Annotated in this window: 13 protein-coding genes and 1 pseudogene; 7 read left to right on the forward strand and 7 right to left on the reverse strand. The window is 59.9% G+C overall.

The window, feature by feature from the left end; all coding sequences use genetic code 11:
• Window positions 1-8: 8 nt before the first annotated feature.
• The 4 genes from ACYZT9_RS03550 to ACYZT9_RS03565 all read right to left on the reverse strand — a co-directional run bounded on the left by ACYZT9_RS03550 (window position 9) and on the right by ACYZT9_RS03565 (window position 2648).
• The gene (locus ACYZT9_RS03550; protein WP_462008595.1) at window positions 9-683 is read right to left on the reverse strand and encodes an urease accessory protein UreF; all 675 of its coding nucleotides are present in this window, start codon (window positions 681-683) and stop codon (window positions 9-11) included.
• Window positions 680-1180 carry an urease accessory protein UreE gene (gene ureE, locus ACYZT9_RS03555; protein ID WP_462008596.1) on the reverse strand — a complete coding sequence of 167 codons (501 nt, stop codon included), beginning with the start codon at window positions 1178-1180 and terminating at the stop codon, window positions 680-682. The genes ACYZT9_RS03550 and ureE overlap by 4 nt, the downstream gene beginning before the upstream one ends.
• Window positions 1181-1385: 205 nt before the next feature.
• On the reverse strand, window positions 1386-2018 hold the full coding sequence (locus ACYZT9_RS03560) for a TetR family transcriptional regulator (protein ID WP_462010147.1): 633 nt from the start codon (window positions 2016-2018) through the stop codon (window positions 1386-1388).
• Window positions 2019-2177: 159 nt separating this feature from the next.
• Window positions 2178-2648, reverse strand: coding sequence for a hypothetical protein (locus tag ACYZT9_RS03565; RefSeq protein WP_150763622.1), 471 nt, complete (start codon window positions 2646-2648; stop codon window positions 2178-2180).
• A gap of 387 nt (window positions 2649-3035) precedes the next feature.
• On the opposite strand from ACYZT9_RS03565, the gene ACYZT9_RS03570 reads away from it, so the two are divergent.
• Window positions 3036-5111 carry an AsmA family protein gene (locus tag ACYZT9_RS03570; RefSeq protein WP_462008597.1) on the forward strand — a complete coding sequence of 692 codons (2076 nt, stop codon included), beginning with the start codon at window positions 3036-3038 and terminating at the stop codon, window positions 5109-5111.
• 11 nt (window positions 5112-5122) lie between these two features.
• Here the strand turns inward: ACYZT9_RS03570 and ACYZT9_RS03575 are convergent, their stop codons facing one another.
• Complete coding sequence (locus ACYZT9_RS03575; RefSeq protein WP_462008598.1) at window positions 5123-6025, reverse strand: LysR substrate-binding domain-containing protein; 903 nt, start codon at window positions 6023-6025, stop codon at window positions 5123-5125.
• Between the two features lie 120 nt (window positions 6026-6145).
• Between ACYZT9_RS03575 and ACYZT9_RS03580 the strand changes: the two genes are divergently transcribed.
• Both ACYZT9_RS03580 and ACYZT9_RS03585 read left to right on the forward strand, forming a co-directional pair.
• Window positions 6146-6784: an FMN-dependent NADH-azoreductase gene (locus ACYZT9_RS03580; RefSeq protein WP_462008599.1), complete on the forward strand. Its 639-nt coding sequence runs from the start codon at window positions 6146-6148 to the stop codon at window positions 6782-6784.
• A gap of 168 nt (window positions 6785-6952) precedes the next feature.
• Window positions 6953-7843: an alpha/beta fold hydrolase gene (locus tag ACYZT9_RS03585; RefSeq protein ID WP_462008600.1), complete on the forward strand. Its 891-nt coding sequence runs from the start codon at window positions 6953-6955 to the stop codon at window positions 7841-7843.
• Between the two features lie 105 nt (window positions 7844-7948).
• On the opposite strand, the gene ACYZT9_RS03590 is transcribed toward ACYZT9_RS03585, so the two are convergent.
• Window positions 7949-8836, reverse strand: coding sequence for a DMT family transporter (locus tag ACYZT9_RS03590; protein ID WP_462008601.1), 888 nt, complete (start codon window positions 8834-8836; stop codon window positions 7949-7951).
• 58 nt (window positions 8837-8894) lie between these two features.
• On the opposite strand from ACYZT9_RS03590, the pseudogene ACYZT9_RS03595 reads away from it, so the two are divergent.
• From ACYZT9_RS03595 to ACYZT9_RS03605, 3 genes and pseudogenes are all read left to right on the forward strand, one after another.
• Window positions 8895-8987 (forward strand): annotated as a pseudogene (locus tag ACYZT9_RS03595) (AraC family transcriptional regulator); the annotation flags it as partial.
• A 64-nt stretch (window positions 8988-9051) separates the two neighbouring features.
• The gene (locus ACYZT9_RS03600; protein ID WP_462008602.1) at window positions 9052-9357 is read left to right on the forward strand and encodes a PsiF family protein; all 306 of its coding nucleotides are present in this window, start codon (window positions 9052-9054) and stop codon (window positions 9355-9357) included.
• Window positions 9358-9594: 237 nt separating this feature from the next.
• Window positions 9595-10608: an AI-2E family transporter gene (locus ACYZT9_RS03605; protein WP_462008603.1), complete on the forward strand. Its 1014-nt coding sequence runs from the start codon at window positions 9595-9597 to the stop codon at window positions 10606-10608.
• Window positions 10609-10740: 132 nt separating this feature from the next.
• Here the strand turns inward: ACYZT9_RS03605 and ACYZT9_RS03610 are convergent, their stop codons facing one another.
• Window positions 10741-12015 (reverse strand): Hsp70 family protein, encoded by a 1275-nt coding sequence (locus ACYZT9_RS03610; RefSeq protein ID WP_462008604.1) that lies wholly within the window; start codon window positions 12013-12015, stop codon window positions 10741-10743.
• Window positions 12016-12311: 296 nt separating this feature from the next.
• On the opposite strand from ACYZT9_RS03610, the gene ACYZT9_RS03615 reads away from it, so the two are divergent.
• On the forward strand, window positions 12312-13259 hold the full coding sequence (locus ACYZT9_RS03615) for a DnaJ C-terminal domain-containing protein (protein WP_462008605.1): 948 nt from the start codon (window positions 12312-12314) through the stop codon (window positions 13257-13259).
• Window positions 13260-13276 lie beyond the last annotated feature (17 nt).

A 13276-nucleotide genomic window follows, 5' to 3' on the forward strand; every position in this document is an offset into this window, starting at 1 on the left:
AACAGACCCTAGGAACGGAACAGACGGCTGTACTGGCGCTCATGGGCCATGCACGCCAGGGACAGGCCGAAAGCGGCGCTGCCATAGTGTTCGGGGTTGATTCGAGTAGCGTTCTGTTGGGCTTCCTGCAGCAACGGCAGCAGTTCGCTGGTCAGGCGTTGCGCGGCTTGCTGGCCCAGGGGCAGGGTTTTCATCAGCACCGCCAATTGGTTTTCCATCCAGCTCCAGAGCCAGGCGGCCAACGCGTCCTGCGGACTGATGCGCCAGGCGCGCGCGGCCAGCGCCCAGCCAAGTGCCAGGTGCGGTTCGGGACGTTGTTCGAGAAAGGTGCGGGCCGGTGCATCGAGTTCCGGCAAACCGTCGAGCAGTTGCTGCAAGGAGTAACCCATCTGCCGGCTTTCCTGATGCAACTCGCGAGTTTCCCGGCTGGCGCGATGTTCTTCGCAGCGTTGCAGCAACCCGGCCCAGTTTTCTTCGGCGGCAGCTGTGCAATGGGCGAGTAGCAGCGGCGCTTCAAAGCGCGCCAGGTTCAGCAGCAATTGATCGCTGATCCAGCGCCGGGCGCTCTCGGAATCGTTCACCCGGCTGTTATCCACCGCCATTTCCAGCCCCTGGGAATAGCTGTAGCCGCCAATCGGCAATTGCGGACTGGCCAGGCGCAGCAGCGCCCAGGCCGGGTTCATAAACGTACGCCGAACTGGTGCAGTTTCGGCGGGTAGTTGAAGTCCTCGTCGCCATGCCGCGAATGGTGATGACCACCGCCATAAGCGCCGTGCTCCGGCTGGAACGGCGCTTCGATACTTTCGGTGGTGGCGCCGAGTTGTTCGAGCATGGCCTTGAGCACGTAATCATCGAGCAGGCGCAACCAGCCATCACCGACTTGCAGGGCAACGTGGCGATTGCCGAGGTGATACGCCGCACGGGTCAGTTCAAAAGCGTTGGCGCAGGAGACGTGCAGCAGTTGTTCGGGGCGGGCGTACACGCGGACGATGCGACCGTCGTCTGCTTCAAGGCATTCGCCGTCATACAACGGCGGCTGACCGCGCTCCAAAAACAACCCGACGTCTTCTCCCGCGGCACTGAAACAGCGCAAGCGGCTTTTGCTCCGGGCTTCGAAGGTCAGGTGCAATTCAGCGGCCCAGACGGGTTGAGGGTCGATTCTGCGATGAATCACCAGCATCGGAAGGCTTCCAGCAATGGACATTGCTGAGGCTAGAGCAAGGGGCTTGCCAATCGTGGGAAGTGTAGGAAATGCCTGTCCGAAGCGTAGGGCGAGGTGAGGTGGCGTGTGGGGTTTTGAGTGAAGTTGGTGCGAGACTTTGTCGTGCGCACCAAGTTGATGCAGCGAAGATTTCCCGTGGAGTCGCACCGCCGCTCCCACAGGGTTATTCGGTGCTACCAAGACCCTGCCAGTGTTTGAGGCCGATAAAGATAAAGCGTAGCTGCTGAGTGATCTTCGCCTGCGGCGTCAGATGATCGGGCAATGCTTCTGCCGGTGGATCAATAATGTCGGGCAAGGTGGCAAACACGCTTTTAACGATGAGATCGGCAATCACGCTTAGACCGGCGATGTCCAGATGTTGCAGTTTGGGCATCAACGACAAGTCGGCCGCCAGGTCCGAGGTGATGTCTTCGCGCAACCGCCCGATGGCCAGACGCACCTGCAGCGAACCGCCATACTGCTCGCGGGCGAGAAACAGGAATTGCGAACGATTGGCCGACACCACGTCGAGAAAGATCCGCACCGAGGCATCGATGATGCCGCCCATCACGAACTCGTTGTGGCGCACCAGGCGGATGGTTTCACGGAAGGTCTGACCGACTTCACTCACCAGCACCAGACCCAGTTCATCCATATCGGCAAAATGCCGGTAGAAACCGGTGGGCACGATGCCGGCGGTTTTCGCCACTTCGCGCAGGCTCAGGCTGCCGAATCCTCGGCCGCATTCCATCAAATGGCGAGCAGCGTCCATCAGGGCGTTACGGGTTTGTTGTTTCTGTTCGGCGCGGGGCAGCATCGCAAGGGTGTTTTTCTGGACAAGACTGCGGCGCACTCTAGCAAATCGGCTTTGCCGGCGTCGAACGAGTATTAAGAGGGATCAAGCGGGGAAGTGCTGCTTCTATAAAGTCAAAAGCCCAATCCGTGGATTGGGCTTTTTTTCAGAGCCGCCATGGGCTTAGCTCAAAGCGCTGTTGCGTTCGATCACGCGGTCACCTCCACCTTCAGCGAGGGTTTGACCTTGAGGAGTGCGATCGGAACCGTCAGCGGCCAGCGTTTGACCTTGAGGAGTGCGATCGGAACCGTCAGCGGCCAGCGTTTGACCTTGAGGAGTGCGATCGGAACCGTCAGCGGCCAGGGTTTGACCTTGTGGGGTGCGATCGGAACCGTCAGCGGCCAGGGTTTGACCTTGAGGAGTGCGATCGGAACCGTCAGCCGCTAGGGTTTGACCTTGTGGGGTACGGTCCGAGCCATCCTGAGTGATCAGGCCTTTTTCTTTCAGGCGATCATTACCACCTTCGGCAACAGTCTGGCTGAACACCGAGTGGCTCGATTTGACTTGCGGGGTTGCCTGATCAGCAGCGGGCAAAGCGAAAGCGGTGCTGGCCAGCATTGAGAGGGTAAGGCTTAGCAGCAATTGGCGTTTCATGATTGGGTGCTCCGTAGGAGGGCTTTAAAGTGGGTACGAGGGCAATGCTACTCTCGATAAGTCGATATAAAAGTTCATAAACGCAATGGTAATAATCAACGGAATTGATTGTTCCGTGCGGAGGCTCTAAAACGGGCCTTCCCGGCGAACGTTTTCGCACTGAAGTGGGTGATTTCGACCCACTTGTGCCGCGCAAAAGTGCGGGGTCGGTAACGCCGGATTGCGAGAGCAGGGTGACCCTGAGCGATTACTTGAGCGTTAAGCGCATTTCGGTTAAACCTGCGCGCCGTTTCCCAGTCCTAGCTTTCATGGCCGGCCGGTTCTGGCCTAACGTTTCACACGTGCGTCGCAGTCAGGACGCTCAGTCGTATTCAGGAGCCCTGTGCAATGATGCGCACCCCCAAGATCTTGACCTGGACCTTTGCCAGCCTGGTTGTTCTGCTGGCGATGCTGGTTCTGATCATCGCGTTCTTCGATTGGAACCGGATCAAACCGACCCTTAACAACAAAGTCTCCGAAGAACTGCATCGACCGTTTGCCATCAACGGCAACCTCGCAGTGATCTGGCAGCGCGAGCCCGACGAGGGCGGTTGGCGGGCGTGGGTACCGTGGCCGCATGTGGTGGCAGAGGACCTGAGCCTCGGCAATCCGGATTGGTCGAAGCAGCCGCAGATGGTCACGCTCAAACGCGTCGAACTGCGCATCTCGCCGCTGGCCTTGTTAGCTCAACGCGTGACGATCCCGCGCATTGACTTGACCGAGCCAACGGCAGACCTCCAGCGTCTGGCCGATGGCCGCGCGAACTGGACGTTCAGGTTCGACCCTAAAGACCCGAACGCCGAACCTTCTGACTGGGTGGTGGACATCGGCGCAATCGGCTTCGACAAGGGCCACGTCACCCTTGACGACCAGAGCCTGAAAACGCAGCTCGACCTGATCATCGACCCACTGGGCAAACCGATTCCATTCAGCGATATCGTTGGCGAGAAAGCGGCGAACAGTGCGCAGGAGAAGGGTGCCGCGCCCCAGGATTACGCGTTCGCGCTGAAGGTCAAAGGCCAGTACCACGGCCAGAAACTCAATGGCGAAGGCAAGATCGGCGGCCTGTTGGCCTTGCAGGATTCGGCTCGACCGTTTCCGCTTCAGGCCCAGTTGAAGATCGCTGACACCAGTGTCGAGCTGGCAGGCACGCTGACCGACCCGCTCAACCTCGGCGCGTTGGACCTGCGGCTGAAGCTGGCCGGCAGCAGCCTCGGCCATCTCTATCCGCTGACCGGCGTGACCCTGCCGGATACACCGCCTTACGCCACCGACGGCCATTTGATCGCCAAGCTGCAAGAGGCGGGCGGTGCAGTGTTCCGTTATGACGCGTTCAACGGCAAGATCGGCGAGAGCGACATTCATGGCAGCCTGGCCTACGTCGCCAGCCAGCCACGACCTACACTCAGCGGTTCGCTGATCTCCGATCAACTGTTGTTTTCTGACCTTGCACCCTTGATCGGCGCCGACTCCAACGTCAAGCAAAAGGCCCGTGGCGGTGAAAGCAAGCAGCCGACGGACAAGGTGCTGCCCGTCGAAGAGTTCAAGACCGAACGCTGGCGCGACATGGATGCGGATGTTGAATTCACCGGCAAACGCATCGTCCACAGTGAAAAACTGCCGTTCAATGACCTTTATACCCACTTGGTGTTGACCGATGGCGTGCTCAGCCTCGAACCCCTGCGCTTCGGCGTGGCCGGTGGCAAGCTGGAGGCGCAGATTCGCCTGAATGGTCGCACCGAGCCGTTGGAAGGCAGTGCCAGACTCACCGCGCGCGGGTTCAAACTCAAGCAATTGTTTCCGACCTTTGAACCGATGAAGACCAGTTTCGGCGAGCTCAATGGCGACGCCGAGATCAGCGGTCGCGGCAACTCGGTGGCCAGGCTGCTGGGCACTGCCAATGGCAACCTGAAGATGCTGATCAACGACGGCGCGATCAGTCGCGAGTTGATGGAACTGGCCGGACTCAACGTCGGCAACTATGTGGTCGGCAAGATCTTTGGTGACAAGGAAGTGAAGATCAATTGCGCGGCGGCCGACTTCGACATCAAGACGGGCCTTGCGACCACACGGCTGTTCGTTTTCGATACCGAGAACGCGATCATCTACATCGATGGCACGGCGAACATGGCGACCGAGCAGCTGGATCTGACGGTTACACCGGAATCCAAAGGCTGGCGCCTGATTTCGTTACGTTCGCCGCTGTACGTGCGGGGCAAGTTCATCAAGCCGGATGCCGGCGTGAAAGCCGTTCCGCTGATCCTGCGCGGTGCGGGGATGGTCGCGCTGGGTGTGATCGCTGCGCCCGCGGCGGGGTTGCTGGCGCTGATTGCACCGAGTGGGGGTGAGCCGAATCAGTGTGCGCCGTTGCTGCAGCAGATGAAGGCGGGCAAGGCGCCAGTGACCGTTAAACCCACACAATGAATCTTCGGCGTCTATGAAGACGCCTTCGCGGACAACGCTGCTTCTTCCTTTAGCCAGGAAAAGAATGCACGCACGGGCGGATGGCGTTCACGACCCGGTACGCAAAGTGCGCTGTAGCCGGCGCCATTCACCTGAACTTCACTCCGGTAAGCCACCAGCAAACCGCTGGCCACACTTTCCGACACCAGAATATTGCTCGCCAGCACCAGGCCTTGCCCGGCGATGGCGGCTTGCAGTGCGTAATGCTCCTCATCGTATTCCCGGACTGCCGGTTGCCCTGTCAGCCAGGTTTCGCCGGACTGCACGCACCACGCTTCCCAGCCATGGGCGTACAGCTTCGAGTTATGCCAGCGCACGCTGATCAGCGTCGGCGTGCGATTGGACGCGAGGGCAACCTGCTCGGGCGAGCCATAAACGCCGAACGATTCATCGAAGAGGCACAGCCCATAAAGGTTTGGATAGTTATCGAGGCTATAGCGCACCGCAAGGTCGACGCTGGCGTCCTGATGCAAATCGATCACTTCGCAATGGGCGTCCAGGCGCAGGCTGATGTTCGGATGCCGGGCGTAGAAGCGCCCGAGCCGAGGCACCAGCCACAACGCGGCAAATGCGGCGGTGGTGGAGATCGTCAGGCTCGCGCCGCTGCGTTGCGGGCGCAAGGTGTCAACGCTCTGGGCCACTTCCAGAAAAGCGCCGTGCAAGCTGCGAAAAAGACGCTCACCGCATTCGGTCAGGCGAACCTGCCGTGGCAGTCGCTCAAACAGCGGCACGCCTAGCCAGCTTTCCAGCGAACGAATCTGATGGGAAACCGCCGTTGGCGTTACGGACAGTTCTTCGGCGGCGGCCTTGAAGCTCGACAGGCGAGAGGCAGACTCGAAGGCGCGCAGGGCGGTCAGCGGCAGCGAGGCAAACATTTAACACTCCATGGGTGAAATGAACTCATCCAGACTGATTTCTGCTCATTTGAGACGAGGCGGCGGCGAGCTCAAGCTGCACACCACAAACCGTTCGAGTGTAGTCCTCAGGAGATTCAGATGAACAGAGTTCTTGCCATCCATGCCAGCCCACGGGGCGAACGTTCCCATTCTCGTCGCCTGGCCGAAGTTTTTCTTGGCGCCTGGCAGGCGCGCCATCCGCACTCGCGGTTGACCCGTCGTGAAGTCGGCCGGGCGTTAATTCCACCGGTCAACGAAGCCTTTGTGGCGGCCGCGTTCTACCCCGAGCCCGAGGCGCGATCGCTGTCGATGCAGGCCGATCTCGCGTTCAGCGATGAGCTGGTGAGTGAATTGCTGGGCCACGAGTTGCTGGTGATCTCCACGCCCATGCACAACTTCAGCGTGCCCAGCGGCCTCAAGGCGTGGATTGATCAGATCGTTCGGCTCGGCCTGACCTTCAATCACACGCTGGACAATGGCGTCGCGCAGTACGAGCCGCTGGTGCAGGGCAAGAGAGCGCTGATCGTCACCAGCCGTGGCGGTTTCGGTTTCGGGCCCGGGGGGGAACTCGAAGCCTTGAACCATGCCGACACACTACTGCGCACGGCGTTGGGTTTTATTGGCATCACCGATGTCACGGTGGTCGCCGCCGAGGGCGAAGAGTCCGCCGAGCGCACCTTCGAGATCTCCTGCGCCGAAGCCGAGCAGCGTTTGCTGACGCTGGCCAGGGAGTTCTAGATGGCCTGGGTGTTTTTACTGATCGCGGGTTGATTGTGGCGCAGTGGCGGGGCTCAAACAGGGTGGATGTCATAGACTGTCGTCGAGTTGTCATTTTTGATAACGATGCTTGGCGGATGTTTTGCATTCAGCCTTGCGTCACCTCACAGATCACAAGGATGTCCGCCCATGTCGCAAGGTTCTGCCACGCGTTATCCGTTGGTGCTGGTCCCGGGAATGCTCGGGTTTATCCGTCTGGTGCTTTATCCATACTGGTACGGGATCGTGGCGGCGTTGCGCCAAGGGGGGGCGACGGTGATTGCGGTGCAGGTCTCGCCGCTCCACTCGACCGAGGTGCGCGGGGAACAATTGCTGACGCGCATCGACGAGATCCTGCGGGAAACCGGCGCCGAGAAGGTCAACCTGATCGGCCACAGCCAGGGCTCGCTGACTGCCCGCTACGCTGCTGCGAAACGCCCGGATCGCGTGGCGTCTGTCACGTCGGTGGCAGGTCCCAATCACGGTTCCGAACTGGCGGATTACCTGCACAAACATTACCCGGCGGACAGCGCGAAAGGCCGGCTGCTCGCGTTTTTTCTTCGAATCATTGGCGCGTTGATGAGCCTGCTGGAAACCGGCTATCGCGGGCCAAAGCTGCCGGTGGATATTCACGCCTCCCATGAATCGCTGACGACGGCGGGAGTGACGTTGTTCAATCAGCGTTATCCACAGGGCTTGCCGCAAACCTGGGGCGGGCACGGGCCGGAAGAGGTCAATGGCGTGCGCTATTACTCATGGTCCGGCACGTTGCAGCCGGGCAAAACCGATCGTGGGCGCAATCTGTTCGACGGGACCAACCGCAGTTGTCGGCTGTTTGCCAAAACCTTTGTGCGCGAAGCCGGGCATTGCGACGGGATGGTCGGGCGTTACAGCTCGCATCTGGGCACGGTGATTGGCGATGAGTATCCGCTGGATCACTTCGACATCGTCAATCAGTCGCTGGGACTGGTGGGGAAGGGAGCCGAGCCGATCAGGTTGTTTGTCGAGCATGCGGCGCGTTTGAAAGCGGCAGGGGTTTAGACCGCGTTATCGTTCATCGCGAGCAAGCTCGCTCCCACAGGGGTATGCGTTCGGCCACGCAACACCGATCACTGTGGGAGCGAGCTTGCTCGCGATGGCGCCAGATCAGGCAATACTGACCTTTCGGCCTAACACTGTCGTCCAGCGCTCCGAAACGATCACCCCACCCAACGTCAACACCCCGCCCACCAAGTGATACAACGCCAATTGCTCATGCAGCACCACCGCGGCAATCAGCGCTGTCAGCAGCGGCAGCAGATTGAAAAACAGCGTGGTCCGGCTCGGCCCCAGGCGCAACACGGCCTGCATCCACGCCAGCGGAGCAACCATGGAAGCCAACAGGCAGGCATACAGCACCAACGGAATGTTCTGCAGCGTCGGGCCGGTTTTCGGCGACAGGGCGAACATCGGAAACAGCACCACCACTGCCACCAACACCTGCAGATACAACAACACCAGCGGGGGCAAACGCAGTTGCCACTTTTTCAGCAGCGTGCTGTAGATCGCATAAGCCAGCGTGGCGATCAGCATCATCGCGTCGCCCGGATTCACCCCGTGTTCGAGCAATGCACCGAGGCTGCCGGACGACACCACCACCCACACACCGGCAAACGACAACACGGCACCGGCCAGCGCTCCCGCCGTCAGGCGCTGACCGAGGCTGACCATGGCCATGGCCAGTGACATCAACGGCATCAGCGACAGGATGATCCCCATATTGGTGGCCGACGTCAGCGTCGCCGCGAAATACGCCAGGCTCTGATAAACCGCCATGCCCAGCACGCCAAGGATGAAAATCTTCCCCAGGTTCGGGCGAATGGCCGACCAATGGGCGATGACCGGTTTGAGCATGAACGGCGTGAACAGCAATCCAGCCAGCAGCCAGCGATAAAAACCGATCTCGGCGGGGAAGATCGCACCGGCCGACATTTTGGTGATCACGGTGTTGCCGGCCCAAATGAAAATGGCCAGCAGGGGATAAGCGTATTGCATCGGAAAAACCAGGACGATATTGAGGGGCGATTATCGCCTGTCTGGATAGAGCCTATACAGCGGTTCGGCGTTTATTGCGATGTTCCAGCGTCAGGCCGGGTGCGCGCCGGAACAGCATCGCCGCAGCCATCTCGAGAGCGGGAAGGTGTAACAGGCTTTGTCTACACTCCAGAGCGAGGCCGCGCCCCTTGGTGCGGCAACAAGGAGAAAACTCCATGAAGATGTTGCGTGTCCCTTTGTTGATGATCGGTTTGCTGATCTGTTCCCAGGGCTTCGCCGCCACTGCCCAACAGAACAAGATGACCACTTGCAATGCCGACGCTACCGCGAAGAGCCTCAAAGGCGATGAGCGCAAAGCCTTCATGAGCACTTGCCTTAAAGCCGAGCCCGCCGCCAATGACGCCAAAACCCTGACCCCACAGCAAGAGAAGATGAAAACCTGCAATGCCGATGCCGCGACCAAGGCGCTCAAGGGTGATGAGCGCAAGGCGTTCATGAGTGATTGCCTGAAGAAAAAATAAGCACTGGGCCGGGATGTGTGGGGGCTATGAGGGCCCCATCGCGAGCAAGCTCGCTCCCACAGTAGTTCTGGGTGCGCATGACAAATGTGGGAGCGAGCTTGCTCGCGATGGGGTCGGTAAGGGCACTGCAAAAAACCGACCGAGCCCCCGACCAAGGTCGCCCCACACAATCCCTAGTGCTGACACTCGAACGCTGGCAGACTGCCAATCCTTTTATGCCGTTCGTTTTGAGGCTGTATGCCGACGTTTTCTCAACGCCAAGTCTTGCTGCTGATCAGTTGGGTCATCATTTTTGGTGGTTTGTTACTAGTGCTTCCGCTGCGTTTGTTGCCAAGCCTGCTGGCTGGCCTGCTGGTGTTCGAACTGGTCAACATGCTCACCCCGCAATTGCAGCGCCTGATCGAAGGTCGGCGTGCGCGCTGGCTAGCGGTGGCGTTACTGGGGACGTTGGTGGTGAGTGCGCTGGCGCTGATCTTCGCCGGGGCCATCAGCTTTCTGCTGCACGAGGCGGAAAACCCGGGCGCTTCACTTGATAAGTTCATGGGTGTGGTCGATCGTGCGCGCGGGCAATTGCCGCCGTTCATCGACGCCTACCTGCCGGCCAGCGCCGCCGAGTTCCGCGTGGCCATTGGCGAGTGGGTGAGCAAGCACCTCAGCGACTTGCAACTGGTCGGCAAAGACGCGGCGCACATGTTCGTGACGTTGCTAATCGGCATGGTGCTTGGGGCGATCATCGCCTTGCAGCGGATACCGGACCTGACCAAGCGCAAGCCGCTGGCTGCCGCACTGTTTGATCGTCTGCACCTGTTGGTGCAGGCGTTCCGCAACATCGTGTTCGCCCAGATCAAGATTTCCCTGCTCAACACCTTCTTCACCGGGATTTTTCTGGCGTTGGTCCTGCCCATGTTCGGCATCCATCTGCCGCTGACTAAAACCTTGATCGTGCTGACCTTCCTGCTTGGTCTGCTGCCGGTGATCGGCAACCTGATGTCGAACACGCTGATCACCATCGTCGGTTTGTCACTGTCGATCTGGGTCGCGATGGCGGCGTTGGGTTATCTGATTGTTATTCACAAGCTCGAATACTTCCTCAACGCGCGCATCGTCGGCGGGCAGATCAGTGCCAAGTCGTGGGAGTTGCTGCTGGCGATGCTGGTGTTCGAGGCCGCATTCGGCCTGCCGGGGGTGGTGGCGGGGCCGATTTATTACGCGTATCTGAAGAGTGAGTTGAAGCAGGTGGGGATGGTTTGATCGGTTTTGATCAAACCTGTGGCGAGGGAGCTTGCTCCCGCTGGGCCGCGAAGCGGCCCCGCTTATCCTTAAAAAGAAGGGGACTGCTACGCAGTCCAGCGGGAGCAAGCTCCCTCGCCACAGGGTTTTTGATCAATCCATCGTGCCGTAACGCTTGGCCGCTTCGATGGCCAGGCCGCTGCCGATGCTGCCGAAGATGTTCCCTTCCACATGCCGCGCATTCGGCAACATCGCCGAAACGCTGTTGCGCAACGCCGGAATCCCGCTCGAACCACCGGTGAAGAACACCGTATCCACTTGATCAACCCGCACGTTAGCGTCGTTGAGCATCTGGGTCACGCTGTTGCGCACGCGCTCCAGCAGGTTGTCGATGGCCGATTCGAACAGCGCGCGGCTCAGTTCCACACTCAGTCCCGGCTCAATGCGGTCCAGCGGCACATGGCGGCTGTCGGCGTGGGTCAGCTGAATCTTGGTTTCTTCCACTTCCATCGCCAGCCAGTGACCAGCGCGCTGCTCGATCAGCTTGAACAGACGGTCGATGCCGCCGGTGTCTTCGATGTCGTAACGCATGCTGCCCAAGGCCAGGGTCGATTTCTGCGAGTACACCGAGTTGATGGTGTGCCAGGTCGCCAGGTTCATGTGGTGGCTGGTGGGCATGTAGGCGCCGCTCTTCATGCGGCTGCCGTAGCCGAACAACGGCATCAGGCCTTGCAGGCTGAGCTGCTTGTCGAAATCGGTCCCGCCAATGTGCACGCCACCGGTGGCGAGGATGTCGTCGTGTCGGTTGTCGTGGTTGCGGCGTTCAGGGGACAGACGCACCAGCGAGAAGTCCGATGTACCACCGCCGATGTCGACGATCAGTACGAGCTCTTCCTTTTCGATGGTCGACTCATAGTCGAACGCCGCCGCGATGGGCTCGTACTGGAACGACACGTCCTTGAAGCCGATGGCGCGGGCCACATCCACCAAGGTGTTTTCCGCTTCCTGGTCAGCCATTTCGTCGTCATCGACGAAGAACACCGGGCGACCCAGCACCACTTCGTCGAACTCGCGACCGGCCGCCGTTTCGGCGCGCTTCTTCAATTGGCCGATAAACAGCCCTAGCAGGTCCTTGAACGGCATCGCCGTGCCGAGCACGCTGGTGTCGTGCTTGATCAGCTTGGAACCCAGCAGGCTCTTGAGCGAGCGCATCAACCGGCCTTCGTAACCTTCCAGGTACTCGTGCAGCGCCAGCCGGCCGTACACCGGGCGGCGTTCTTCCATGTTGAAGAACACCACCGAGGGCAGGGTGATCTTGTCGTCCTCCAGCGCGATCAGCGTTTCCACGCCGGGGCGCAGCCAGCCGACGGTGGAGTTGGACGTGCCGAAGTCGATACCACAGGCACGGGCTGGAGATGCGTTTTTCATGTCTTTCAGGTTCCGGTTAAAAAACGGCCGCGCAGTGTATGCCAGTGCGACGCAGATTCGAAGGCCGACTATCCGCTAAATCGCAGCTAATAGCGCCTTGATAAGCTGGCCGGATGCCCCAAACTTGTCTGCATCGAGCCTGGCAGCCATCGGGCGGTCACAAGAACCGCCCACCGCTGCCGATAAACTTCTCATGCGCTACCCGGTCACAACCTTGAGATCGGTCAACCTGACGGCTGCCAATGAGCGCATGCTGCCGGTGGTGGCGCGATTTGATAACGGATGGTGATTCTTAGATGGACTTCAAAGACTATTACAAGATTCTCGGTGTGGAGCCGACCGCGGACGATAAGACGATCAAGGCGGCTTATCGCAAATTGGCGCGCAAATACCACCCCGACGTCAGCAAGGAAAAGGACGCCGAGTCCAAGTTCAAGGACGCCTCGGAAGCCTATGAAGCGCTGAAAAGCGCCGACAAGCGCGCCGAATACGACGACTTGCGCAAATACGGCCAGCACGGCCAACCGTTCCAGGGCCCGCCGGGCTGGCAGGGTCGTGGTGCCGGTGGATTTGGCGGTGGTCAGGACTCGGGCGATTTTTCGGACTTCTTCAGTTCGATCTTCGGCAACCGTGGTCCGGGTTTTGGTGGAGGACAGTCGGGCCGCAGCGCCGGACGTAGAGGGCAAGACGTGGAAATGGAATTAGCGATTTTCCTGGAAGAAACCCTGTCCAACGAGTCGAAGAAGGTCACCTTCCAGGTGCCGCAGTACAACGCGGCCGGCCAGCACGTCAGCAACACCAGTAAAAGCCTGAACGTGAAGATCCCCGCCGGCGTGACCGACGGCGAGCGCATCCGCCTCAAGGGGCAAGGCGCGCCGGGCATCGGTGGTGGGGCCAATGGCGACCTGTTCCTGATCATTCGCTTCGCGCCACATCCAAAGTTCGATGTCGAAGGCGAGAACCTGATCATCACCCTGCCGCTGGCACCGTGGGAATTGGCGCTCGGCACCGAAGTGGCAGTGCCTACACTGACAGGCAAGATCAACCTCAAGGTGCCGGCCGGCAGCCAGAACGGCCAGCGCATGCGCGCCAAGGGCCACGGCTTGCTGAACAAGGCTGGCGAGCGCGGTTACCTGTTTGTGCAGTTGAAGGCGGTCATGCCGAAGGCTTCGAGCGAAGAGGTCAAGGCGTTATGGCAGGAACTGGCAAAAAAAGCGGCGTTCGATCCAAGAGAAAACTTCTGATCCAAGAGACGGAGTAG

It is taken from the genome of Pseudomonas sp. ZT5P21, from assembly GCF_054897785.1.